The 22,447-nt window shown below is 58.4% G+C and carries 25 protein-coding genes; 18 read left to right on the plus strand and 7 right to left on the minus strand.

The genetic code is table 11. From position 1 onward, the window contains the following. Positions 1-19: 19 nt before the first annotated feature. Positions 20-571, minus strand: a complete 552-nt coding sequence (locus F550_RS0103195; protein WP_040500722.1) for a tetratricopeptide repeat protein — start codon at positions 569-571, stop codon at positions 20-22. A gap of 153 nt (positions 572-724) precedes the next feature. Between F550_RS0103195 and coxB the strand changes: the two genes are divergently transcribed. The 10 genes from coxB to F550_RS0103245 all read left to right on the plus strand — a co-directional run bounded on the left by coxB (position 725) and on the right by F550_RS0103245 (position 9,509). Then, positions 725-1,675: a cytochrome c oxidase subunit II gene (gene coxB / locus F550_RS0103200; RefSeq protein ID WP_018147088.1), complete on the plus strand. Its 951-nt coding sequence runs from the start codon at positions 725-727 to the stop codon at positions 1,673-1,675. Positions 1,676-1,701: 26 nt separating this feature from the next. Next, on the plus strand, positions 1,702-3,375 hold the full coding sequence (gene ctaD / locus F550_RS0103205; protein ID WP_018147089.1) for a cytochrome c oxidase subunit I: 1,674 nt from the start codon (positions 1,702-1,704) through the stop codon (positions 3,373-3,375). Between the two features lie 85 nt (positions 3,376-3,460). After that, positions 3,461-4,429: a heme o synthase gene (gene cyoE, locus F550_RS0103210; RefSeq protein WP_018147090.1), complete on the plus strand. Its 969-nt coding sequence runs from the start codon at positions 3,461-3,463 to the stop codon at positions 4,427-4,429. Further along, positions 4,426-4,587 (plus strand): hypothetical protein, encoded by a 162-nt coding sequence (locus tag F550_RS19275; protein ID WP_018147091.1) that lies wholly within the window; start codon positions 4,426-4,428, stop codon positions 4,585-4,587. The genes cyoE and F550_RS19275 overlap by 4 nt, the downstream gene beginning before the upstream one ends. After that, entirely contained in the window at positions 4,587-5,135 is a 549-nt protein-coding gene (locus tag F550_RS16720) for a cytochrome c oxidase assembly protein (protein WP_018147092.1), read from the plus strand. Before F550_RS19275 ends, F550_RS16720 begins: the two co-directional genes overlap by 1 nt. A 71-nt stretch (positions 5,136-5,206) precedes the next feature. Further along, on the plus strand, positions 5,207-6,082 hold the full coding sequence (locus F550_RS0103225) for a cytochrome c oxidase subunit 3 (RefSeq protein ID WP_018147093.1): 876 nt from the start codon (positions 5,207-5,209) through the stop codon (positions 6,080-6,082). A gap of 9 nt (positions 6,083-6,091) precedes the next feature. Then, a complete protein-coding gene (locus F550_RS16725; RefSeq protein ID WP_018147094.1) occupies positions 6,092-6,373 on the plus strand; it encodes a DUF983 domain-containing protein in 282 nt (93 codons plus the stop codon). Then, entirely contained in the window at positions 6,370-7,065 is a 696-nt protein-coding gene (locus tag F550_RS0103235) for an SURF1 family cytochrome oxidase biogenesis protein (RefSeq protein WP_018147095.1), read from the plus strand. The genes F550_RS16725 and F550_RS0103235 overlap by 4 nt, the downstream gene beginning before the upstream one ends. Further along, positions 7,062-8,444: a threonine synthase gene (gene thrC, locus F550_RS0103240; RefSeq protein WP_018147096.1), complete on the plus strand. Its 1,383-nt coding sequence runs from the start codon at positions 7,062-7,064 to the stop codon at positions 8,442-8,444. The genes F550_RS0103235 and thrC overlap by 4 nt, the downstream gene beginning before the upstream one ends. A 39-nt stretch (positions 8,445-8,483) precedes the next feature. Further along, positions 8,484-9,509: an EAL domain-containing protein gene (locus F550_RS0103245; protein ID WP_018147097.1), complete on the plus strand. Its 1,026-nt coding sequence runs from the start codon at positions 8,484-8,486 to the stop codon at positions 9,507-9,509. 2 nt (positions 9,510-9,511) lie between these two features. Here F550_RS0103245 and F550_RS0103250 read toward each other — a convergent pair whose 3' ends face one another. After that, positions 9,512-10,072, minus strand: coding sequence for a YqgE/AlgH family protein (locus tag F550_RS0103250; RefSeq protein ID WP_018147098.1), 561 nt, complete (start codon positions 10,070-10,072; stop codon positions 9,512-9,514). Between the two features lie 116 nt (positions 10,073-10,188). On the opposite strand from F550_RS0103250, the gene F550_RS0103255 reads away from it, so the two are divergent. The 3 genes from F550_RS0103255 (at position 10,189) to F550_RS0103265 (ending at position 12,248) form a co-directional block, all read left to right on the plus strand. Continuing rightward, a complete protein-coding gene (locus F550_RS0103255) occupies positions 10,189-10,671 on the plus strand; it encodes a peroxiredoxin (protein WP_018147099.1) in 483 nt (160 codons plus the stop codon). Positions 10,672-10,806: 135 nt separating this feature from the next. Continuing rightward, entirely contained in the window at positions 10,807-11,775 is a 969-nt protein-coding gene (locus F550_RS0103260) for an SPFH domain-containing protein (protein WP_018147100.1), read from the plus strand. Beyond that, complete coding sequence (locus F550_RS0103265; RefSeq protein WP_018147101.1) at positions 11,775-12,248, plus strand: NfeD family protein; 474 nt, start codon at positions 11,775-11,777, stop codon at positions 12,246-12,248. The genes F550_RS0103260 and F550_RS0103265 overlap by 1 nt, the downstream gene beginning before the upstream one ends. Positions 12,249-12,250: 2 nt before the next feature. On the opposite strand, the gene xseA is transcribed toward F550_RS0103265, so the two are convergent. Then, entirely contained in the window at positions 12,251-13,684 is a 1,434-nt protein-coding gene (xseA, locus tag F550_RS0103270) for an exodeoxyribonuclease VII large subunit (protein ID WP_018147102.1), read from the minus strand. Between the two features lie 5 nt (positions 13,685-13,689). Continuing rightward, a complete protein-coding gene (locus F550_RS0103275) occupies positions 13,690-14,142 on the minus strand; it encodes a hypothetical protein (RefSeq protein WP_018147103.1) in 453 nt (150 codons plus the stop codon). 155 nt (positions 14,143-14,297) lie between these two features. On the opposite strand from F550_RS0103275, the gene purD reads away from it, so the two are divergent. The 5 genes from purD (at position 14,298) to F550_RS0103300 (ending at position 19,725) form a co-directional block, all read left to right on the plus strand. Beyond that, the gene (gene purD / locus F550_RS0103280) at positions 14,298-15,587 is read left to right on the plus strand and encodes a phosphoribosylamine--glycine ligase (RefSeq protein WP_026180534.1); all 1,290 of its coding nucleotides are present in this window, start codon (positions 14,298-14,300) and stop codon (positions 15,585-15,587) included. A gap of 81 nt (positions 15,588-15,668) precedes the next feature. Then, positions 15,669-16,100, plus strand: coding sequence for a PA2169 family four-helix-bundle protein (locus tag F550_RS0103285; RefSeq protein ID WP_156807807.1), 432 nt, complete (start codon positions 15,669-15,671; stop codon positions 16,098-16,100). Between the two features lie 161 nt (positions 16,101-16,261). Then, a complete protein-coding gene (locus F550_RS0103290) occupies positions 16,262-17,350 on the plus strand; it encodes a phosphotransferase family protein (RefSeq protein ID WP_018147106.1) in 1,089 nt (362 codons plus the stop codon). 6 nt (positions 17,351-17,356) lie between these two features. Further along, complete coding sequence (locus F550_RS16730) at positions 17,357-18,259, plus strand: hypothetical protein (protein ID WP_018147107.1); 903 nt, start codon at positions 17,357-17,359, stop codon at positions 18,257-18,259. Between the two features lie 581 nt (positions 18,260-18,840). Then, positions 18,841-19,725 (plus strand): OmpA family protein, encoded by an 885-nt coding sequence (locus F550_RS0103300; RefSeq protein WP_018147108.1) that lies wholly within the window; start codon positions 18,841-18,843, stop codon positions 19,723-19,725. Here the strand turns inward: F550_RS0103300 and F550_RS0103305 are convergent. Genes F550_RS0103305 through F550_RS0103315 form a run of 3 tightly spaced genes read right to left on the minus strand, consistent with a single transcriptional unit; the run spans position 19,722 to position 22,412 of the window. Then, a complete protein-coding gene (locus F550_RS0103305) occupies positions 19,722-21,056 on the minus strand; it encodes a cytochrome P450 (protein ID WP_018147109.1) in 1,335 nt (444 codons plus the stop codon). The two genes, F550_RS0103300 and F550_RS0103305, sit on opposite strands and share 4 nt — an antisense overlap. Before the next feature lie 50 nt (positions 21,057-21,106). Beyond that, entirely contained in the window at positions 21,107-21,985 is an 879-nt protein-coding gene (locus F550_RS0103310; RefSeq protein ID WP_018147110.1) for a pseudouridine synthase, read from the minus strand. Positions 21,986-22,007: 22 nt separating this feature from the next. Further along, the gene (locus tag F550_RS0103315; RefSeq protein WP_018147111.1) at positions 22,008-22,412 is read right to left on the minus strand and encodes a DUF4345 family protein; all 405 of its coding nucleotides are present in this window, start codon (positions 22,410-22,412) and stop codon (positions 22,008-22,010) included. Positions 22,413-22,447 lie beyond the last annotated feature (35 nt).

Raw genomic sequence — 22,447 nt, forward strand, 5'->3', positions numbered from 1 at the left:
GCAACCGCGCAGCCGTCGCTTACTGCTGTTGGACTTCGAACCGGCTGAGCTGGCGCTGCGCCAGTTCCCAGCCCGGGCGAAGCTCAAGCGCTTTTTGGAAGTCGAAATAGGCACCTGGAACGTCGCCCGTATTCTCCCGTGCGATGGCGCGGTTGTAATAGGCGGCAAAGATGTCGTCTGTTTCCAGTTCTATGGCCTTATTGAGCGAGACCAGAGCATCTGCGAAATTGCGCTGATAGATGTGCGCTGCACCTTCATTGAGATAGGCGGCACCAAGCGTCGGGATGACGGCGACGGCGTTTGCATAGTCGTTCAGCGCCTGCTCGTAGCTTCCATCGCGCATCCGGAGAACACCCCGATTTACATAGGTCGCCGCGCGGGTCTCTCTTGTCATGGTTTCTTCTCGCAAAGCGCGCGAACACGTCTGCTCTGCGATCCGGAAAATGTAGTTGCCGCTATTGGCCTCATCGTAGCATTCACGGGCAAGCCCGCCGCCGATGACGAAAACCTGCGCGCTGGCCGCGGCGCTACTGGCCAGCGCAACAAGACTGCTTAGAAGGATGCGTGACATTGTATGATACCTCCCTTTGAGGTCCCCAATATAGCTCTGCTCGGAAACAAAGCGAAGCGGCTGCGACAAATTTGAATTCACTGAAGGGCTGGGTGGACTGCAAGAGTCTGCGGAGCTATGCCAACAATCAAGTTTTTACCAAGGAGTCGGGCTGTGCGTTTTCTCGTCGCTCTTCTTTCGATCTTGCCACTTAGCGCAGTCGCTCATGCGGCCGTGCCTGAGCAAGGTGGAATAAATCTCCAGGATGCCGCGACCCGCATCATGGAACGTCTACACTGGTTTCATAACTATCTGGTGGCGATCATCACGATCATCACCTTGTTCGTTTTGGCCCTGATTGTCTGGGTTTGTATAAAGTACAACAAGCGCGCCAATCCGGTCGCCCGCAAGTTTAGCCATAACACGCCGATCGAGATCATCTGGACGGTTGTGCCTGTGCTGATCCTGGTGGCGATTGCCGGTCCATCTTTCTCCAATCTCTTCTATCAGGAAAATCAGCCTGATCTTGAAGCCATTGCGGCTGCCGATGAGGATAATCCAAATATCTATCCGGAAGCCGCTGAACAGGGCTGGATCACGGTCAAGGCGCAAGGCAACCAGTGGAACTGGACCTATTCCTTCCCGGATGTGCTCGATGATGGCGGCTATCCTGTCGAGTTCGTCTCAAACCCGCTTCAGCGCGGTCTGTCGAGCGACAATCTCGACGCCGCGCGCGGCCCGCGTAACCTTGCTGTCGACTATCCACTCGTCCTGCCTGTGAACCGCTATGTGCGTTATCAGACGGCGGCCTCGGACGTCATTCACTCGTTCACCGTGCCAGCTTTCGGCATCAAGACCGATGCGGTGCCAGGCCGTCTCAATGAAGGCTGGTTCCTGATCGAGCGGGAGGGCACCTATTACGGCCAGTGCTCCGAGCTCTGCGGCAAGGATCACGCTTTCATGCCGATCGAAGTGCGTGTCGTCGATCAGGCGACGTACGATACCTGGATTGAAACGCTTCGTTCTGGCGACTTTGATGGCGCCTTCGACTCTATCGATCAGGCTCAACTAGCAAACAATTCCGACCGGACGAGCGCGGACACGCGTCTTGCCCAGGCCGAGTAGAAACCAAGAGGATTTCTGACATGGCAATGGATCAAGTTTCGACCGTCCATGACGATCATGCCCACGATCACAAGCCGGGCTTCTTTACGCGGTGGTTCCTGTCAACGAACCACAAAGACATCGGTACGCTGTATCTGGTCTTCGCGCTCTGCGCTGGTGTGATCGGTTATACGCTGTCGGGTGTTATCCGTCTGGAGCTTGCGCAGCCTGGTATCGGCCCGCTCACGACCCTGATGGAATGGTTCGGCTATTCCGGCGATCAGGCGATCGAGCACGCCAAGCATTTCTACAATGTCGTGATTACCTATCACGGGCTGATCATGATCTTCTTCATGGTTATGCCTGCGCTGATTGGTGGTTTCGGTAACTGGTTCGTGCCGCTCATGATCGGTGCGCCGGACATGGCGTTCCCGCGCATGAACAATATCTCGTTCTGGCTCACCGTCGCTGCCTTCATCATGGCATGTACGTCCATGCTCATTCCGGGCACCGGCCAGTTCCTCGGCTTCGGTGGCGGCTGGGTTCTCTATCCACCGCTTTCCAGCACGACCGGCCATCCTGGCCCGTCAATGGATCTTCTGATCCTGTCGCTGCACACGGCTGGTATTGCCTCCATCCTGGGCGCGATCAACTTCATCGTGACGATCCTGAACATGCGTGCCCCTGGCATGACCCTGCACAAGATGCCGCTCTTTGCCTGGTCCGTACTGGTGACGGCTGTTCTGCTGCTGCTGGCCCTGCCAGTGCTCGCTGGCGCGCTGACTATGCTACTGACCGACCGCAATTTCGGGTCGCAATTCTTTGACCCGTCAGGCGGCGGTGATCCTGTGATGTTCCAGCACCTGTTCTGGTTCTTCGGTCACCCGGAAGTCTACATCATGATCCTTCCGGCCTTCGGCATCATCTCGCACATTATTTCGACCTTCTCCAACAAGCCTGTCTTTGGCTATCTCGGCATGGCCTATGCCATGGTTGCGATTGGCGCGATCGGCTTCATCGTCTGGGCGCACCATATGTATACGGTTGGCATGCCGGCTGACATGAAGGCCTACTTCGTGGCAGCGACCATGGTGATCGCGGTTCCGACGGGCATCAAGATCTTTTCATGGATCGCGACCATGTGGGGCGGATCTATCGATTTCTCCGTTCCGATGGTCTGGGCGATCGGCTTCATCTTCCTGTTCACCCTTGGCGGTGTGACGGGTGTGGTGCTCGCCAATGCCGGGATCGACCACGTCCTTCACGACACCTACTACGTCGTCGCGCACTTCCACTATGTGCTGTCGCTCGGCGCCGTGTTCGGCCTTTTTGCCGGCTGGTACTACTGGTTCGAGAAGATGTTCGGTGTGAAGTACAACAAGTTCATCGGGTACGCCCATTTCTGGACCATGTTCATCGGGTCGAACCTTCTTTTCTTCCCACAGCACTTCCTTGGTCTTCAGGGCATGCCGCGCCGGTACATCGACTATGCTGACGCATTCTCGACGTGGCACTTCTGGTCTTCGATGGGCTATGCAGTAACTCTGGTTGCTACGCTGCTGTTCTTTGTCGGCCTCATCGAAGCTGCGGTTCGTCGCCGCAAAGGTGTCGCCAATCCATGGGGCGAGGGCGCAACAACGCTGGAATGGACGCTTCCATCGCCGCCACCATTCCACCAGTTCAACGAGCTGCCAGAAGTAAAGCCGCAAGGCAGCCACTAAAGGGCCGTTGAACGTCTGATCAAAAGCGGCCCTTCGCGTCAGTGTCGCGGAGGGCCGTTCCATCTTGATGGAGCAGGAACGTCAAATGTCGCATGTCGATACAGTAGATATGACATCGCAAGCGCCGCGGTACGCCACGGCCGGTGACTATGTGCAGCTGATGAAGCCGCGCATCATGATGCTTGTCGTGTTTACAGGTCTGGCTGGTCTCGTAAGTGCACATGGCGTCACCGGCGTCGCGATCAATCCGGTGATGGCCGCAATCGCGACACTTGCGATTGCGCTCGGTTCTGGTGCCGCTGGCGCAATCAACATGTGGTATGACGCCGACATCGACGCCGTCATGAAGCGTACCTCGACCCGGCCAATTCCGTCGGGCGCCGTGCCGCGCGGCGAAGCGCTGGCGATGGGCCTCGTCATGAGCGGGGTCTCCGTTCTACTGATGTGGATGGCGTCGAACGTTGTCGCGGCTTTTCTGCTCGCCTTCTCGATTGCGTATTACGGCTGGTTCTACACCATGCTGCTCAAGCGCCGGACTCCGCAGAATATCGTGATTGGCGGGGCAGCGGGCGCGTTTCCCCCTGTTATCGGCTGGGCCGTCGTCACAGGCAGCGCGCCGCTTGATGCCTGGCTTCTGTTTGCCATTATCTTCTTCTGGACGCCGCCCCATTTCTGGGCGCTAAGCCTGCTGGCGCATGGTGAATACAAAAAAGCCAATGTGCCGATGCTGCCTGTCACGCACGGCGCGAAATCGACGCGCAATCATATTCTGGTCTACACGCTGCTGTTGGCGCCGCTTGCGCTCGCTCCGGTTTTTACCGGCCTTGGCGGGGTCATATACGGCATTACCGCAGCGCTTCTTGGCGTCGTTTTCGTCAAGTTTGCGGTTGATGTCTGGCGGAGTGACGCCGGTGCCGTGCCTGTGCAGCCAGAGGGTGCAAAAGCCGCCAAGCGCATGTTTGCGTTCTCGATCCTTTATTTGTTCGTGCTGTTTGCGGCATTACTCGTCGAACATGGGGCCGGGCTATACTTCAACGTTGCGGGGATCCTGTGAGCGAAGAAAACTTCAAGCCTGTAAAGCTCAGTGATGAGGCCCGCCGGGCGCAGAAGCGCCGGAACCTGTGGCTCGCTTTGGCGCTGATCACTTTCGTCGTTCTTGTTGCCTTGACCACAATCATGCGGCTCGGCGGCGGTGTCCCGGAGCGGATGTAATGAGCAATCTGCGTATCACCGTCATATTGGCAGTCGTGGCCTTCGGGATGCTCGGGCTCGCCTTTGCGTCGAAGCCGCTTTACGACACCTTCTGCCGCGTTACCGGCTTTGGTGGGACGACCCAGATCGCAGAAGCAGCGCCCGAGGAAGTGCTCGAACGATCTGTTACGGTCCGGTTCGATTCGAACGTCATGGATGCCCCAATCCTGTTCCGGCCGCTGCAGACGAACATGGATGTCCATCTTGGCGAACACGGTCTGGCTTTCTTTGAGGTGACCAACACGTCGGATCGCGATGTGAGCCTGATGGCCTCCTACAATGTGACGCCTCACAAGGCCGGAATTTATTACAACAAGCTGGAATGCTTTTGCTTCGAGGAGCGGATCGTCAAGGCGGGCGAAACCAAAAAGCTTCCTGTCGTGTATTTTGTTTCACCCGACATGGACAGCGATTCAAATCTTGCTGATGTGCGGACAATCACGTTGTCCTATACCTTCTATGAGACTGATAATTTCGAAAGTGCGGCTAAATCGGCGGCACTTAACTGAGTGGTTGCGACTCCTGCGGCCTGCGGGCTAAAAGGCGCGAAGAATTACATGGACGATAGGGATTCCGGGCTATGGCACATGATGAAGTAAAACATGACTATCACCTGGTGAACCCATCCCCCTGGCCGTTGCTGGGGTCGATGGCGATGGTCGTGCTGGCGATTGGCGCCGTCATTTATATGAAAGGCCTTTTCGGTCTTCCTGAAGGGTCGCCATGGCTGCTGCTTATCGGCCTCTCCTTTGTTGCCTATGTCATGTTCGGCTGGTGGCGTGAGGTCATCAAGGAAGGCCGCGCGGGCGATCACACGCCTGTGGTTCAGATCGGTCTGAAATACGGCATGATCCTCTTCATTGCTTCAGAGATCATGTTCTTCGTTGCCTGGTTCTGGAGCTTCTTCGAATTCGCCATTTTCCAAAGTGCCCGCGTCGGCGGAACGTTCGATGCGGCGAACCCGCTCTATGCCGAAGCGCTTCAGGCGGTCGGCGGCCAATGGCCACCTGCCGGTGTTGAGCTGTTCGATCCTTTCCACCTGCCGCTCATGAACACGCTGGTTCTGCTGCTGTCCGGCACTACCGTGACAGCTGCCCACCACGCGCTTCAGCATGATAACCGCAAGACGGCGATCAATATGCTGGCCATAACGGTTGCGTTGGGTATTGCATTCACCGGCCTTCAGATTCTGGAATATTCCCACGCAGGCTTCTCTTATGACGGCACGCTGTATGGCTCTGCCTTCTTCATGGCGACCGGCTTTCATGGCGCTCACGTTGTCATCGGCACCATCTTCCTTGCTGTGTGCCTGATCAGGCTGATGATGGGCGGCATGAGCGCGAAGAAGCATCTCGGCTTTGAGTTTGCCGCCTGGTACTGGCACTTTGTCGATGTGGTCTGGTTGTTCCTCTTCGCCTTCGTCTACGTCATTCCGTATCTGGTGCTTGGTCACTAGGAGGCCTTTTTGGCGGGTCACGTTTCACCCATAAAGACCGGGCTCGGTTGCCGATGCCCGGCCTGCGGTGAGGGGGCCGTCTTCAAGTCTTTCCTGGAGATTGCGCCGCATTGCTCCGCCTGCGGCGCTGACTTCTCAAAGGCCGATGCCGGTGACGGTCCGGCCTTTTTTGTCATGTTTCTTTTGGCGATCACCATCATGCCGCCCGTCCTGCTGGTTCTGTTCGCGCTGCAATGGAAACACAGTGCTGAGGAGGTCCGTTGGACAGGCAACGGTGGCGCAGCCTCATGACATTCCGACCGATGCCAGTTCTGACGGTGTTGAGCATGATCAGCCTGGTCATCCTGATCATGCTGGGGAACTGGCAGTACTCCCGCTACAGTGAGAAGAAAGCCCAGGGCGTGGTGGCGAATGATGTGTTCGAAACCGCCAGCGTTGAGATCGACACGTCCAATTCAGGCAATTCCCAGCAGGTTTATGGAATTATCGACGGAGAGCCCGTCTGGCGCCGCTATGTGCCGGGCCGCATAGATGGTGAGGGACCTGTGGTTCTGGTCCTCTGGGATGCGGTATCCGGGACCGACCCCGTCGCCGTGGGGATTGAAAGCCTCGGCGCGTATGAACGCCGTGCCAATGTCTTCCTTCGCCCTGCGCAGACAGGCGGTCTTGCAGGGTCGAGCAAGCCGCAGCGCGATCTCTGGTATGGGTTCAATGGCACCGCCATGCTCGAAAACCTTGGCTATGGTGAGACTGATCCGCGCGTGGTGGAGGCAGATGAACTCACCGTTCGGCTCGGCGAAGACATGTCTCGCTCCCGGCTGACTGAAAACCCCTATGCGATGCTAAGCGGGCGCGATCCGCTGCCGCCAGAACGTCATTTCGGTTACGCTCTGACATGGTGGGGAATGGCCATTGGTCTTATCGGCGTGTATCTCGCGTTCCATCGGTCTCAAGGCCGGCTGAAATTCGGGAGAAAGCCGTGAAGTTCATCTCAACCCGCGGACTGGCAGAACCTGTCGGTTTTGTTGACGCCTGTCTCTCCGGCCTTGCGCCGGATGGGGGGCTTTATGTGCCAGAGAGCTGGCCCGCGATTGAGCCTGCCCGCATCGACGAACCCTATATTTCAGTCGCCAGCCGCGTCATCTCGGCCTTCGCGGGGGATGAGCTCCCGCGCGACACTGTCGAGGCGATTTGCGAACGGGCCTATGCCGGGTTCGCGCACAAGAGTGTCGCGCCGCTCGTCCAGTGGGGTTCAAACCGCTTCATCATGGAACTTCATCACGGGCCGACACTGGCCTTCAAGGATGTGGCCATGCAGCTCATCGGGCAGCTGTTCGATGAAGTTCTCTCCGTACGGGGCACCCGGATGAGCGTGACATGCGCAACGTCGGGCGACACGGGCGGGGCGGCAGCGGCGGCTTTTGCAGGCGCGTCGCAGGTGGATCTCTTCATCCTGCACCCGTTCGAGCGCGTCTCGCCGGTACAGAGACTATTCATGACGACGACGGGCGCTGACAATGTCCACAACATCGCGATCGATGAGGATTTCGATGTCTGTCAGGCAATCGTCAAATCACTGTTTGCCGACCGCGATTTTGTCGCTGAGACAAACTTGTCCGGCGTGAACTCCATAAACTGGGCGCGGATCGCAGCGCAGTCGGTCTATTATGCGACCGCGCAGGCGGCCCTTGGGGCCAATCGGCCACTCCGCTTCATTGTGCCAAGCGGCAACATGGGAGATGCGCTGGCAGGCTATGTCGCGGCCCGATGCGGTCTGCTGGCGGGTTTCGAGGCGGTTTGCGCCGTGAATGAGAACGACACGCTGCGGGTTCTTTTCGATGAGGGCCGTATGGTGCGCCGCTCGGCGCTGTCGACGCCAAGTCCCGCCATGGACATTTCCGTGCCGAGCAATTTCGAGCGGCTCGCCTTCGAGGTGAGCGGCCGTGATCCACAAATGTTGCGCGGCCTCTATGAACGGTTCGCCCAGACCGGCGATGTCGAGCTGCCGGACCAGATTTCCGGGCCGCTCAGATGCAGTGGGCTTTCGGGCGCATCGGTTTCCAATGATGCCACCTTGTCTGAAATGAACCGCGTGCATGATGAAACCGGCTGGCTGATCTGTCCGCATACGGCCGTCGGCACCCATGTCGCCCGCGCGGGTGGTGATCGTGATGTTACTGATGTCGTGCTCGCAACGGCGCATGCGGCCAAGTTTCCGGAAACTGTTGAAAAGGCGGTTGGTCGCGACTGTCCATTGCCGGACCGTGTGGCGGGACTTGCCGATAAGACAGAGGTGTTTGAACGTCTGCCGTCAGAGGTTTCTGATGTTCGCCACTACATCCTTGAAAATCGGCGTCACTAAATCTCGCCACTCTGGGCGAACGGGGCTAGGCTTGGCAGCATGATTACGGCCGATCCCCTGACGCTTGGCGAGTGGACCTGGAATGCACAGTCCCAGCGGCTGAGCATCCGTGTGGATGCTGCCACCGATTTTCAGGAAATCGACGGGACATGGACCCTCCAATCGGTGTCGAAGATTCTCGACGGGCTGAGCCATCAGCGGCTTCACAAGCTTTTTACAGGCCATCGACCAGATGCTGAGCGGGTCTCCTGCAGGTTGGAGCTTTCGACGGGTAAGGTCGTTTCGCTCACTGGCGCTTTCGATGGGGCAGGTTCAGCCGAGGGCGTTCTCATGCGCCGTATCGAAACGGGTGAATGGTTCGCCGATCCAGCCGGGGCAGAGCTTGAGGCTGTTTTCCAGCCAATCGTTTCATTGAAGTCCGGGCGCATAGATGGGTTTGAAGCCCTTGCGCGCTGGCCCTCCGCTGATGCCTCCCGTCCTGATGGGCGGCAAGAGCGCGGCCTAGCGACCTCCATGTTGATGCGCGCCAGTGAATCCCTTGCCGCGTGGATGATGGCGAGCGGCCGGCGCGACCTCTTCGTCAATGTGAACGTGACCGCGCCCGATCTGGCTGAAGACGCGCTGGTGACGCTCGTCGGAGACTTGATCTCAGGGCATGCGTTTTCGGACGGTCAGCTCAGGATTGAGCTCACAGAGCAGGCGGCGCTGCGAGATCCGGATGCCGTCCTGAAGACAGTTGAAGCGCTGAGGGATGTCGGGGCAGGGATCATCCTCGATGATTTCGGGACCGGACATTCGTCGTTTGAATGGCTTGAGGCGCTGCCTGCCGATGGCCTGAAAGTAGATGCCGATCTTATAGCCAAGCTGGACCGGTCACGCATGCAGACAATCCTGAAGGCGGTGACAACGCTGGCCCATGAGCTTGGCATGTCAAGAACGGCGGAGGGGGTGGAAGATCTCGGCAGGATCAGCCTGTTGAAAGAGCTGGGGTTCGATTACGTTCAGGGCTTTGCGTTTTCGAAGCCGCTACCCGCCCGTGAAGCCGGAGAGCTTCTCAAAGCCTGAGATCAGGCACTGCCCCCCGCCGAGTGGAGATGGGCCGCGTCGATGCCGATGAGCTTCAATGCCTTTGTCCACTTGGTGTCGTGGCGCCCGCCGAAAACAATGTCGGGAATCGGCTCGCTGATAATCCAGGCATTTTCGGCGATTTCCGTCTCTAGCTGTCCGGCGCCCCAGCCTGAATAGCCAAGTGCCATGACCGATTCACGAGGCGCGTCATCTGAGGCAAGCGCAACCAGGACGTCGCGTGTGGCGGTCAGGCAGAAATCCTCGTTGATATCGAGCGTCGCGCCTTCGCAGTGAAAATCACCCGTATGCACGACAAACCCCCTGTCGGTGCCGACCGGACCACCGCTAAGGACAGCATCCTCAGGGATCTTGATATTCTGCTCGATGCCAAGCTGCGACAGGAGTTGTGGCAAGGTGAGGTCGTCCATCGGCTTGTTGAGCACAATCCCCATGGCGTATTCAGGCTCATGCGCGCAGACGAGGACGACAGAGCGTAAAAACCTGGAATCGCCGATCCCGGGCATGGCAATCAAAAGCTTGCCGGTGAGATCGCTCATCATGACGTTTTCACCTCTCTTCATGCAAAGGCTGACTCAGACCCCTGGAATTATCAAGGTTCGATTGAAACCCATGTTACACTTGCATAAGAAGCGAGCAGTTTCACAGGAGAATCTCAATGACAATTAAACAGGGCGACAAACTGCCAGACGCGGTTCTGATGGAAATGACGGGCAATGGCCCAGAGCCACGCAAGACTGACGATATCTTCAAGGGTAAGACCGTGGCCCTCTTCGCAGTGCCGGGTGCTTTCACCCCGACCTGCTCGGCAAAGCATCTGCCAGGCTTCGTGGAAAAGGCCGAGAGTCTGCACGGCAAAGGCGTCGATGATATCGTTTGTACGTCAGTCAACGATGTCTTCGTGATGAATGCGTGGGGCGAGCAGGCCAAGACAGGCGGCAAGGTCCGCATGATGGCGGACGGCAATGGCGCGTTCGCCAAAGCCATGGGCCTTGAAATGGATGCCAGCGGTTTTGGTATGGGGGAGCGGTCGAAACGCTATTCCATGCTGGTGAAGGACGGCGTCGTCGAACAGCTCAATGTTGAAGATGGCGGCGAGTTCAAAGTGTCATCGGCCGACTACCTTCTCGGTCAGATTTAACCTCTCCCTTAGACGCTGACTCCGTCTATAAACGGCGCATACCCGGACCGGTGTGCGCCGTTTTTTCGATCTGCATTTATTGAATAACGATGATTCAGGCCCGATATTAGTCTCAGCTCAGAGAGGAGAGCCTGAATGGATCCGTCATATATTGTCGTCATCGTCTTAGCTGTGGTGGCGCTTATCCTGCTTGTCTCGGCAGTAAAAGTCGTGCCGCAGGGCTACAATTTTACGATCGAGAGTTTCGGTCGCTATACCAAGACGCTGACCCCCGGCCTTACCTTCATCGTGCCATTCTACCAGCGCGTCGGGCGCCGGATGAACATGATGGAAAGCGTCTATGATATCCCGACGCAGGAAGTGATCACCAAGGACAATGCGATGGTGTCATGCGACGCCGTGGTGTTCATTCAGGTCATCAATCCGGTTTCGGCGGCCTATGAGGTCAACAACCTTCAGAACGCGATCCAGAACCTTGCGCTGACCAATATCCGAACGGTTGTCGGCTCCATGGATCTCGACCAGGTGCTGTCCAACCGCGATGAGATCAATGCCCGGCTCCTGTCTGTAGTCGATGCGGCGACCAACCCATGGGGCGTGAAAGTCACGCGGATCGAGATCGCTGACCTCACCCCGCCCGCCGATATCACGGAAGCCATGGCGCGCCAGATGAAGGCCGAACGCCTGAAACGGGCTGAAATCCTGACGGCGGAAGGCGACAAACAGTCGGCGATCCTGAAGGCAGAGGGCCAGAAGCAATCGCAGATCCTTGAAGCAGAAGGCCGGCGTGAAGCGGCTTTCCGCGACGCAGAGGCGCGTGAGCGGGAGGCTGAGGCCGAAGCCAAGGCGACCGCGATGGTGTCAGAAGCGATCGCCAAGGGCGACGTGAACGCCGTCAATTACTTCCTCGGCCAGCAATATGTCATGGCCTTCGAGAAGCTTGCGATCTCGCAGAGCAACAAGACGGTTATCATCCCGGCAGAGTTCAGCTCGCTCCTCGGAACGATCGAGGGCATCCGCGGCCTGACATCCAGTGCGAGCAAAGCCGCCGCCGAACCTCAAGGCGGCGCGGTACCGGCCACGCGCTCCCGGAGAGACAGCTGATGGATGCATTGCTCGATCTTGTCTGGCCGACCACCGCCTGGCACTGGCTGGTGCTTGCACTCGTCCTGCTCGGCATCGAAATCATCCTCGGCACATTCGACTTTCTTTGGGTCTCTGTCGCAGCGGGAGCCACGGCAATGTTCGCGGCGTTCGCGCTGATCGGCAGCCATAGCTGGCAAGGACAATTCCTCTTCTTCGCGGTGGCAGCCGTTGGTCTCATCGTACTTGGCCGAACAGTCTTTGCGGATATGCGCGCGAAGATCGTCGATCACCCGACGCTTAACCGTCTGATGGACAGAACGCTCGGCAAGCGGGCGACCGTGATTGCGGGCTTTTCCGATGGTCGCGGGCGGGTGCGTCTTGGCGATACCGAATGGCCAGCCGAAACCACTGACGGCAGCAATCCATCCAGCGGATCGTCTGTCATCGTCGATGGCACCGAAGGCAATGGTTTGAAGGTCAGGCCAGACTGAACCTAAAAAAGATCGCCCTGCGGCGGTTCTTTCTTTGGCGCGGCAGGAGCGGGTTTCGCTTTTGGTAGAGGCGTCGGCGGAGGTGGAGCTTTCTCAACTCCTTCTCCCAGAACACGCGCATCAATTCGCCCATCGCCCAGCGTGACCGTCAGGTGCTCACCAGATGCGACCGCCTTGGCTGACCGCAATATCGCCCCCCCTTCATCACGGACGACCGCAAAGCCGCGCGCCAGGGTCGCCTGATAGGAGAGGGCTTCAAGCAAATTCCCTTTAGCGGAGAGTTGTTGCCTCTGCGTATCGATCAGCCGCTGAAGGGCAGGGCGCGCCCGTTTTGATGTGTCCGCAAGCCGCCGCCGCGCCTCGCGCGCATCCTTGCTGAGCGGGTCGGTTCGCAAGCGGCTTCCGCAGCGTGCAAGATCGATGTGCTTGGACTTGATGGCGCTCGAAAGGCCACCGCGAAGGCCTGCGTCAAGGTAATCCAGGCTCTGGCGTTTCTGAGCAATAAGCGTCTCTAGCCGCGGCAGACGTGAGGCCCTCAGCCGGTCGGCGTCATGGCGGACGCGGCGCGATAGCGCGCGGGTGAGACTCTGGGCGCGTTCTTCGACCGCCATAATGAGATCATTGCGAACTGGGACGGCGATCTCTGCGGCGCCCGTAGGCGTTGGTGCGCGCGCATCCGAGACATAGTCGATCAGCGTCGTGTCGGTCTCGTGCCCGACGGCGGAGATAAGCGGTATCTCGCTTTCGAAGGCGGCGCGGACCACGCTCTCTTCGTTGAACGGCCAGAGATCTTCGATCGAGCCGCCGCCGCGCCCGACGATCAGCACGTCCGGGCGGTCTCCAGGCGGCATGGCGTTGAAGCCCCGAATGCCCGCCTCGATCTGCGCGGCGGCCCGGTCGCCCTGCACGAGTGCTGGCCAGACAATGACGCGCACCGGGAAGCGCTCCCTGATCCGGTGGAGAATATCGCGGATGACTGCGCCTGTGGGGCTGGTCACCACGCCAACGGTACGCGGAAGATAGGGAAGGGGCTTCTTGTGCCGCTCGTCGAACAGACCTTCGGCGGCCAGTTTTTTCTTGCGCTCTTCCAGCAGCGCCATCAGGGCGCCAGCGCCGGCAGGCCGCATGAAGTCTGCGATGAGCTGATAGTTCGACCGGCCCTGATAGATGGAGAGGCGGCCCTCTGCGACGACCTCCAGGCCTTCTTCAGGCTTGAAGGGGAGACGGGAGACAGAGCCCTTCCACATCACCGTGTTCAGGACGGCCTTGTCGTCCTTGATGTCGGCATACATGTGGCCTGAGCGGGCGAGCGTGACCCGGCCCAGTTCGCCGCGCACTCGAACATGATCGAATGACGTTTCAATCGTCTTCTTGAGCTCACCAGCGAGTTCGGAGACAGAAAACTCTGTGACGTTGGAGGGAGATTCCTCGCTCACCGGCCTTACTCCTCGGTATCGCGGCCAATCGAGCCCTGGCGGGCCGCAGCCGGTTGCACCGTCGCTTTAAGCCCACCCGAGATGCGGGTCATCATGAACGTACCGGAACTGTCGGCGGGGTTATCGAAGAACCACACGCCGCTGACGACGCAGCACTCAGGATCTGTATCGCCCTGATAACGCAGAAGCCGAAGACTGCCATCTGGGCCCGCGGTTTCGATCTTTGTGAAGCGCACATCCAGGCCATGGCGTTCGCCGATTATTTCAGACGTGCATTCGCCGTCGGGCTCTGGCGAGGTGATATCTTCCTCAAGTACGGAGCCTGTAATCGTGCCGTCGTTTTCGGAAATCCAGGCGGTAAAAGGCACCGCATCATCGGTCAGGTCATAGGCATAAAAGCCGGTCCAGAGACCGCTGAGATCGTTTATGGCTGCACGAGAGGCGAATGGATTTATCATCTTTGCGGAGCTTGCCTTGCGAGGCGCGTCCCCATCAAGGGCTTATGTCCAGTCAGCCCACAATTTAATGCGCGCACATGGAACGCGGCCACGCACTGAGCACGACAAGGCAAGAAGCCTTGATCGCCGCGAAAATCGCGTTCATCACGCCTCTTATGAAAGTTCTCATTCTAGGTTCCGGCGGGCGCGAACACGCACTTGCCTGGAAAATCGCCCAGTCGCCGCTCGTTGACGAGGTGTTCTCCGCGCCCGGCAACCCCGGTATGGACAAGCTTGGTCCGTGTTTTGATATCGATCCGACCAATCTGAAAGACGTGCAGGAGCTTGCGCTTCAGATCACGCCGGATCTCATCATTATCGGCCCGGAAGCGCCTCTGGCCGCCGGCGTGTCGGACGTGCTGCGCGCCCGTGGTTTCGATGTCTTCGGACCAAGCCAGGCGGCGGCTCAACTTGAAAGCTCCAAAGGGTTCGCAAAGGATCTGATGGCAAAGTACGGCGTGCCAACGGCCGCCTATGGACGGTTCAGCGATCTCACCGAGGCGCTCGATTATCTCGAGACGGTAGACGGACCCTATGTGATCAAGGCGGACGGTCTTGCCGCTGGCAAGGGTGTCGTCATCGTCGAGAGCCAGGAAGAGGCAGAGAACACGGTCGAAGAGTTTATGACCGGCAAGTTCGGCGATGCTTCCAGCGAGATCGTCATCGAAGAGTTCATGACAGGCGAGGAAGCCTCTATCTTCGTGATGACCGATGGCGAAGGGGCAATCTATCTGCCAGCGGCGCAGGACCATAAGCGGGTGGGAGACGGCGATACCGGCCCGAACACTGGCGGGATGGGGGCGTATGCACCGGCGCCCGTGATCGACACGCGGATGATGGAGCTGGTCCAGGCGCTCATCGTCGAGCCGATGCTGTCAGGTATGGCAGAGGACGATATGCCTTATCAGGGCGTTCTCTATGTCGGCATCATGGTGACGAAAGACGGCCCGAAAGTTGTCGAGTTCAATGCCCGGTTTGGCGACCCGGAATGTCAGGTGCTGATGGCGGGACTTCCCGGTGACATCGTCCCAGCGCTCCTCGTCTGTTCGACCGGCGGCCTCGTGAGCAGCCATGCCTCGCTGTGTGACATGATGGGCCTTTCCAGTTTCCGTCCGAGCGCCACAGTTGTCATGGCGTCTGAAGGTTATCCGGGACCTGTCACCAAAGGCACGATTATCGAAGGCGTCAGCAGGGCCGATGAGCTTGATGACGTTACCGTGTTTCATGCAGGTACGGATGTGAACGAAAAGAATGAGCTGACCGCTATCGGCGGCCGGGTTCTTGGGATCACTGCCACGGGCAATGATCTGCCCACCGCGATCAGCAAGGCCTATGAAGGCGTTGCGGCAATCGCCTGGCCGAATGGCTTCTTTCGGAAGGATATCGGCCACCGCGTTCTAAAATAAGCGTTATCAATGCAGCTTCGCGGCAACAAAATGCCTGCAGGTCAGTTTCATCATCATCCTGTTCACAAAGGAGATGACAGAATGTCCAACCCTAATGTTGATGCCCTGAATGACGTTACCAAGACACTGATCGATAGCCAGAAGGGCTATCAGAAAGTGACCGAAGTGGCAGACGAAAACCACGCGCTTCGCGCCAAATTTCAGACCCTTGCGGCCGAACGCGGTGAGCTGATCACAGCTTTTCAGACCCGTGTTCGTGAGTATGGCGGTGAACCGGTAACCGATGGTGGCGCTGCAGGTTCAGTCCACCGCGCCTGGACTGATTTCACATCGCTTTTTTCAAGTGATGAGAAGGCGGCGCTCGAAGCTGTGGATGACGGCGAGGAGTATCTGGCGGAACGCGCCGAGTCCAAGCTGAAGGAGAAGGATCTCGACACGTCAACGGTCGAGCTACTCCAGCGGGCGCATGCCTCTGCGAAACACGGTGAGAAGTTCGCAGACGTGCGGACCTGAACGCTCAAAAATATAAGCGATGATAAGGGGTCAGCAGAGATGCTTGCCCCTTTTTTCTGCCACCTTCTCTAGTGATGGCTGTAGATGACCTTGCGGGACGCTTGTCCCTGTTTCTGTTCGCGATAGTGTGCGCCAAACGATACCAGACAGGGAGAATGGCCATGGCCGACGCCGACAATGCGCAAGAAATGTTCAGCGGCACGAAGGAAGTGGCTGAATCTCACAGGTTCGACGAATCAAAGCTCGCAGCCTGGATGGAAGCGAATGTGGAAGGCTATGAAGGCCCGTTGACCGTCAAACAGTTCAAGGGTGGCCAGTCGAACCCGACCTACAAGCTTTTCACGCCGAAAAAAGTCTACGTCATGCGCCGCAAGCCGCCGGGCAAACTCCTGCCGTCTGCGCATGCGGTTGATCGGGAGTTCCGGGTCATCAACGCGCTGTATCCTACTGGTTTTCCGGTTGCGCGCCCTTACGGCGTTTGTCTCGACGAGGACGTAATCGGGACGATTTTCTATGTGATGGATTGCGTGAACGGCCGCATCCTCTGGGATCAGACGCTGCCAGAATATGAGCCGGCCCAGCGCCGCGCCATCTATGAAGACAAGGTCAGGACGTTCGCCGCTCTTCACAACACCGATTACAAGAAGGTCGGCCTGGAGGGCTTTGGCAAGGAAGGCGACTATTGTGCTCGCCAGATCCATCGCTGGACCAAGCAGTACAAGGCGTCCGAGACGATGCATATTCCAGAGATGGAAAAGCTGATCGACTGGCTTCCGAAGAACCTGCCCAAGAATGAAGACACCACCATCGTTCACGGCGATTATCGCCTCGACAATATGGTCCTGCATCCCACAGAGCCGAAAGTGATCGCTGTCCTGGACTGGGAGCTTTCGACGCTCGGTGATCCGCTCGCCGACTTCTCGTACCACCTCATGAACTGGGTGATGCCGAGCAATGATGAGACCCGTGGATCGATCGCCAACATCAAGGATTTGAAGGCGCACGGCATCCCGACGCTGGACGAGTATGTTGATATGTACTGTCAGCACACTGGCCGTCAGGGCATGCCGGATCTGAACTACTACTTCTCGTACAATGCTTTCCGCCTTGCTGGCATCCTGCAGGGGATTGTTGGCCGCGTCCGCGATGGCACGGCATCGAACGCGAATGCGGCGTCAAATGCAGAACGGGTCATCCCGCTTGCACAGTTTGCTGCCGACCGCGCCCGCATGGCGGGTATGGAAGGCTAGTCTGCAATGGCAAAGACAATCGAAGGCCCGCTCCGCACGCCCGCGCAGATGCTCGCAAAGCAATCCTATGACGGTCACAGCTCCATCCATGATGACGCTGAAGCCGAGCGGCTGGGGATCAAGGCGGGCCCCATCGAAGGGCCGACCCATTTCAGCCAGTTCTCGCCCTATCTGGTAGAGCTGTTCGGGAAGGAATGGTTTGAGCGCGGCTGTTTCTCGACCCACTTCCAGAACATGGTGGTGGAAGGTGAAAAGGTTCGCGTCTTCATTGAACCGAAGACGGACACGTACGCCTATTGCCGGGCCGAGAAGGAAGATGGCACGCCTGTTCTCGAAGCCAGCGCAACGCTCGGACCCGACCACGGCGAAACCTTGCTAGAGGCCCGCATGGCGAAGCTGCGCCCTGCAGGTGAGCTTGTCATACTTGCGGACATGGAAGTGGGCATGACCGGGCCCGACGACGAGCTCGTCCGCATGGAACCGGACCAGAATATGGGCGACCTCTATCCGTTTTCGCTAACGGAGAAACTCGCGCACATCACCGAGCCTATGGACTGGTATCATGATGCCGAGGCATCGCCATGGGGCAGGGCAATCGTGCCGACCGAAATGGTGTCTGTGCTCGGAAACTATACCGGCGGCATGGTGAAGTGGCCGGTGAAGCGCCCATCTATCGGTCTGTTTGCGGACCTGGAAATCAGGATGGTCGATGGCCCGCTATTCGTCGGTGAGACTTACCGGCTGAAACGCGAAGTCGTCGCGCTATCCCAGAGCCGCCGGGTTGAGAATTACTGGGTTCTGACAATGTTTTTCAATGAAAGCGGCACGGATCTGAAAGCCGAGATGCTGCTCAATCACGGCATCATGAAAGCGAGCTATCCGGACTATCCAGAGGCTCTGCTTGCTTGAGCCTTTGGCCTAGTGGCAGCCGGCCGCGTTAGGTAGAATTGAAGATATAGGTCTGATCTTGTTCGTCGGACCCTCCCAGGACTGAACAAATCGCTCCATATGAGTGACACGATCACCTGGGTATTCGCGGATGCGTTCAGCGTCGGTCAATCCCTAATACGGGTCCGGAACGACGCGGAATGTGTTTTCCTCAGCATTGCTCCGCATACGGTCGTTGATCGTCTGGATGAAACCGGGCAATTATAGTCCATGGACGCCGCCACCAGATTTGTGCTGCAGGGTTCCGCACCGTCCCGCTGCCACTCGGACCAGCCACAGAAGCTGAACCGGGTAATTCCGTGTACGTTATCGCTCTCCTCGATGAAGGCGACTCCTCTCATCTTAAGGCATGCCTCAACAGCGGGTCGGGTTTGAGGCCATTTTCATCTAAGGCTGGAGCTTTCCGCTCACCCTGCGCGTTCGAAGGAGAAGCTGGCAGATCGCCGGCCATTAGAAACGCCAGAAATCTGGGTTGATTATTTGCCTTCATGAGACCCTAATTCCTATAAGCAGTCGGCTTGTTGCGGAGAGACCAGGAACGGATGGAAAAAATGATAACCGGCATACGTACGGCCTCACTGGTGTTCGCGATCGGGCTTGCCGGTTGCGACGGCGCGGTGTCTGCTGGCGATACCTCTTCAAGTGGGTCCATCAGCAGCTGTGTGGAGCTTGCCGAAGGGACGTATCAGTTTTCTGATGGCCTGTTCATTCCAGCCTCCGGCATACCGGAAGGAGAGATGGGCGAGGCGAGCGCCGGTGCCCCCCTTCAATGGGCTGGACGTCTTCAGGACGATCTGCGTCAGGACGGGTTTGATTGGCTATCGATCACGAGCCGCCGCGGTCTCGCCATTCTGGAAGGGCAGGTCGAGGATGAAACTCGGAAGATTGAGGCCATAGAGGCAGCGAGTACAGCCATAGGGGCAGACCCTATCGCCGCAGATGCGACAAGCATTGTCATCGACAATATAGAGGTCGACGGCGGCGAAGCGCCGGTTGGGGCACCTCTGGTCAGCCTGCCAGCCTCACCTTCGCTGGCGGCGTGCGAAGCCGCCTTCGCCGGCACTCTTTCGGCGCGCACCGTGGAGTTTTCAGCGAACAATTCCTCGATCTCTGAGGACTCATTGATGGTCGCTGACGCATTGGCTGGCATTGCCCTCCTGTGTGACGGTTACCAGATCGAGATCGGAGGGCATACGGATGCACGCGGCGCTGAGTCATTCAACGAACGCCTGTCACAGACGCGGGCGGATGCACTCCGCGACTACTTCATTGAACACGATGTGAGGTCAGCGTCGCTGAGCGCTGTTGGGTATGGCGAAAGTCAGCCGATCGACACGTCGCAGACCACCGCGGCCTACGCCCGCAACCGGCGGATCGAGTTCACGCTCACGGAGCCTGAACCCGACACGGCCGATTGGCGGGATTAGAATTTGTAGCGGACCGGAATGCTTTTTGGTCCGCCGACGAAATTCGCCCGAATGAAAGTCGGATCGCCAGCAAGCTCGATCGACTTGATGCGCGAGAACAGTTCTTCATAAATCGCCTGCATTTCCAGACGGGCCAGATGCATGCCAAGGCACATGTGGCCGCCATAACCAAATGAGATAATCTTGTTCGGGCTGCGGTCGACGCGGAATTCAAACGGGTCGTCGAAGACTTCCTCGTCGCGGTTGCCGGACGGGTAGCAGAGAAGAAGGCTTTCCCCTTCGAGGATCTTGCGACCACGAAGTTCGTAGTCGTCCTGCGCGGTGCGCATGAAGTGTTTCACCGGTGTCGTCCAGCGAATGGCTTCGTCGACGGCCGTCCGGGACATGCCCTTGGGATCATCCATCATCTTTTTCAGCTGCGCGGGATTGTTCAGCATGCCGAGGACGCCGCCGCCGGTCGAGGCGCTGGTTGTGTCATGGCCTGCAGCTGCGACGATGATATAATAGCTCATTGCTTCAAGCTGGCCGATTGGTTCGCCATCGACCGTGCCGTTGGCGATGACCGTGGAGACATCGTCCTTGGGATTGGTGCGGCGATCCTGCGTGATGTTCGTGAAGTACATGAAGAACTGGGCGAGGGTTTCCTGGATCGAGGAAAGCCCCTTGTCCGCATCACCGCCTTCGGAAAGGCTCTTGTCGCGCATGAGGTCGGGGTCCTGCGCGCCAAAGATTTCCTGGGTGAGCTTCAGCATCATGGGCTCGTCTTCGACCGGCACGCCGAGGATCTGCATGATCACGCGGAGCGGATAGTGAAGGGCGATTTCCTGCTGGAAGTCGCATTCCCCGCCCATGTCTTCCATACGGTCGACGAATTCCTTCGCGATCTTGCGGATCGCCTCCTCGCGCGTCTTCACCTTGTGCGGCATGAACCAGTCCTGCGTCAGGTGGCGCAGCTTGAAGTGCAACGGGTCATCCAGTTGGACGAGCGTCTTCAGGAGGTGCGGGCCGCCGGTCTGGGCGTAGACACGTTCCTCAGCCTTCTCATAGCTCAGCATTTCGCGTTCGCCATTCGTGAACAGCTTGTTCTGGCGGCTGATTTCCATGATGTCGGCATGTTTTGTCACGGCCCAGAACGGGCGGAAACCTTCCGGCTCACACCAGGCGACCGGGTCCTCAGCGCGCAGCCGCGCAAAGGCTGAGTCCAGCTGGTCCATATGCGCGTAAACTTCAGGATTGACGATCATATCGCTCGTCGCACGCGCAGCATCGCTCATCTCACGGGACGGGTCTTTTTTGGTTTTGGGCGGCTGACCTACGGCGGTATCTGACATGTACGGCTCCCGACTTGTCGTTCTTCTTTGATCGCCGCAGCTTTAGCCGTCTATCGCCGCCTGTTAAGGCCTTTCTTAGGGGCAGCCTTGTGCTTCTTTACAGCAGAAGTCGCCGTCTTTGCGGGCTGGTGCGGGAGCATCGGACCCAGCAATTCCATCAACCTCTTATGAGGCACTTCTTCGACCGCGCCAGGCTCAAGGTCGGATAGCTCGAAAGGGCCGTACTCGGTTCTGATCAGGCGGTTCACTTCAAGGCCAACAGATTCGAGCGCGCGGCGAACCTCACGCTTCTTGCCTTCGGTCAATTCAACCTTGATCCAGTTATTGGCGCCTGTCTCGCGCTCCAGCTCAGCGATGATTGGCGCATAGGTGACGCCTTCAACAGTTACACCATCCCGCAGCGCGGCGAGCTTTTCAGGCGTGACACGGCCATGTGCCCGCGCGCGGTAGCGCCTGCGGAACTCATTGCGTGGCAATTCCAGCGTCCTTGCCAGTTCGCCGTCATTGGTCAGGAGGAGCAAGCCCTCGGTCGTCAGATCGAGACGGCCGACCGTCACGGTACGTGGAAGGTGTTTGGGCAGTTCATCGAAAATCGTCCGGCGCCCGGCTGGGTCCTGGGTAGTCGTGATCAGACCCGACGGCTTATGATAGCGCCAGAGCCGTGTCACTTCGGGCGCCTTCACCGGCTTGCCGTTGACCTTGATTGTTTCTGTGCCGGTCACCTTGAAGGCTGGGGACGTCAGCTTGCGCCCGTTTACAGAGACCCTGCCTTCTTCGATCAGGGTCTCGCATTCGCGGCGAGAGGCCACGCCAGAGCGCGCCAGCCATTTGGCGATACGTTCGCCTTCTGACCAGTCTGGATCGATGTTTGATGAAGGTTGAGGTTTGGTCCGTCTGCCGGGCCGGGGCGTCTCTCGACGATCCGTCATGTGCTGTTCCTCTAAGAAGGCATTAGCCTAGGTGAAGAACCGGCGAGGCAATTGCAAGAGCCAGTGCGAACTCCACAGCAATCCAGATGGGGATCATACCCGGCGCGCGGTTCTCTTTGGAGTCTGCCAGGTGCGAGATCAGCCGGCCCAGCCCAGCGCCAAACCAGCCCGCCGCAATGGGCATCAGGGCAAAGAGCGCCACAGGGCTGTTGACCCTGAGAAGGATAACCAGCGCCGTGATGTGCAGCATGAACAGAAGACCGCCATAAGTTGCCCGGAATTCTGAAAAGCCACCGGGCTTGCCGGGGGCGGGGTCCGGAACGAGTCGGACGACGCCCTGCGCCCACTTCGGCGCGAAGAGAGCGCCCAGACCGATAAGCGCGCAGAAAACGAGCGCGGCAGCTGAGATCAATACGTAAATGGACATCGGGTCTCCTCGGCACGCCACGTTGTGGGCGCATG

Origin of the sequence: Henriciella marina DSM 19595, assembly GCF_000376805.1 — a bacterium.
Classification (GTDB): domain Bacteria; phylum Pseudomonadota; class Alphaproteobacteria; order Caulobacterales; family Hyphomonadaceae; genus Henriciella; species Henriciella marina.

What these genes read in the sequence shown, in the direction of transcription:
- F550_RS0103195 (WP_040500722.1), bottom strand. Translation starts at nt 571, where the DNA reads ATGTCACGCATCCTTCTAAGCAGTCTTGTTGCGCTGGCCAGTAGCGCC.
- ctaD (WP_018147089.1), top strand. Translation starts at nt 1,702, where the DNA reads ATGGATCAAGTTTCGACCGTCCATGACGATCATGCCCACGATCACAAG.
- cyoE (WP_018147090.1), top strand. Translation starts at nt 3,461, where the DNA reads ATGTCGCATGTCGATACAGTAGATATGACATCGCAAGCGCCGCGGTAC.
- F550_RS16720 (WP_018147092.1), top strand. Translation starts at nt 4,587, where the DNA reads ATGAGCAATCTGCGTATCACCGTCATATTGGCAGTCGTGGCCTTCGGG.
- F550_RS0103225 (WP_018147093.1), top strand. Translation starts at nt 5,207, where the DNA reads ATGGCACATGATGAAGTAAAACATGACTATCACCTGGTGAACCCATCC.
- F550_RS0103235 (WP_018147095.1), top strand. Translation starts at nt 6,370, where the DNA reads ATGACATTCCGACCGATGCCAGTTCTGACGGTGTTGAGCATGATCAGC.
- F550_RS0103245 (WP_018147097.1), top strand. Translation starts at nt 8,484, where the DNA reads ATGATTACGGCCGATCCCCTGACGCTTGGCGAGTGGACCTGGAATGCA.
- F550_RS0103250 (WP_018147098.1), bottom strand. Translation starts at nt 10,072, where the DNA reads ATGATGAGCGATCTCACCGGCAAGCTTTTGATTGCCATGCCCGGGATC.
- F550_RS0103255 (WP_018147099.1), top strand. Translation starts at nt 10,189, where the DNA reads ATGACAATTAAACAGGGCGACAAACTGCCAGACGCGGTTCTGATGGAA.
- F550_RS0103260 (WP_018147100.1), top strand. Translation starts at nt 10,807, where the DNA reads ATGGATCCGTCATATATTGTCGTCATCGTCTTAGCTGTGGTGGCGCTT.
- F550_RS0103265 (WP_018147101.1), top strand. Translation starts at nt 11,775, where the DNA reads ATGGATGCATTGCTCGATCTTGTCTGGCCGACCACCGCCTGGCACTGG.
- F550_RS0103275 (WP_018147103.1), bottom strand. Translation starts at nt 14,142, where the DNA reads ATGATAAATCCATTCGCCTCTCGTGCAGCCATAAACGATCTCAGCGGT.
- purD (WP_026180534.1), top strand. Translation starts at nt 14,298, where the DNA reads ATGAAAGTTCTCATTCTAGGTTCCGGCGGGCGCGAACACGCACTTGCC.
- F550_RS0103285 (WP_156807807.1), top strand. Translation starts at nt 15,669, where the DNA reads ATGTCCAACCCTAATGTTGATGCCCTGAATGACGTTACCAAGACACTG.
- F550_RS0103290 (WP_018147106.1), top strand. Translation starts at nt 16,262, where the DNA reads ATGGCCGACGCCGACAATGCGCAAGAAATGTTCAGCGGCACGAAGGAA.
- F550_RS16730 (WP_018147107.1), top strand. Translation starts at nt 17,357, where the DNA reads ATGGCAAAGACAATCGAAGGCCCGCTCCGCACGCCCGCGCAGATGCTC.
- F550_RS0103300 (WP_018147108.1), top strand. Translation starts at nt 18,841, where the DNA reads ATGGAAAAAATGATAACCGGCATACGTACGGCCTCACTGGTGTTCGCG.
- F550_RS0103305 (WP_018147109.1), bottom strand. Translation starts at nt 21,056, where the DNA reads ATGTCAGATACCGCCGTAGGTCAGCCGCCCAAAACCAAAAAAGACCCG.
- F550_RS0103310 (WP_018147110.1), bottom strand. Translation starts at nt 21,985, where the DNA reads ATGACGGATCGTCGAGAGACGCCCCGGCCCGGCAGACGGACCAAACCT.
- F550_RS0103315 (WP_018147111.1), bottom strand. Translation starts at nt 22,412, where the DNA reads ATGTCCATTTACGTATTGATCTCAGCTGCCGCGCTCGTTTTCTGCGCG.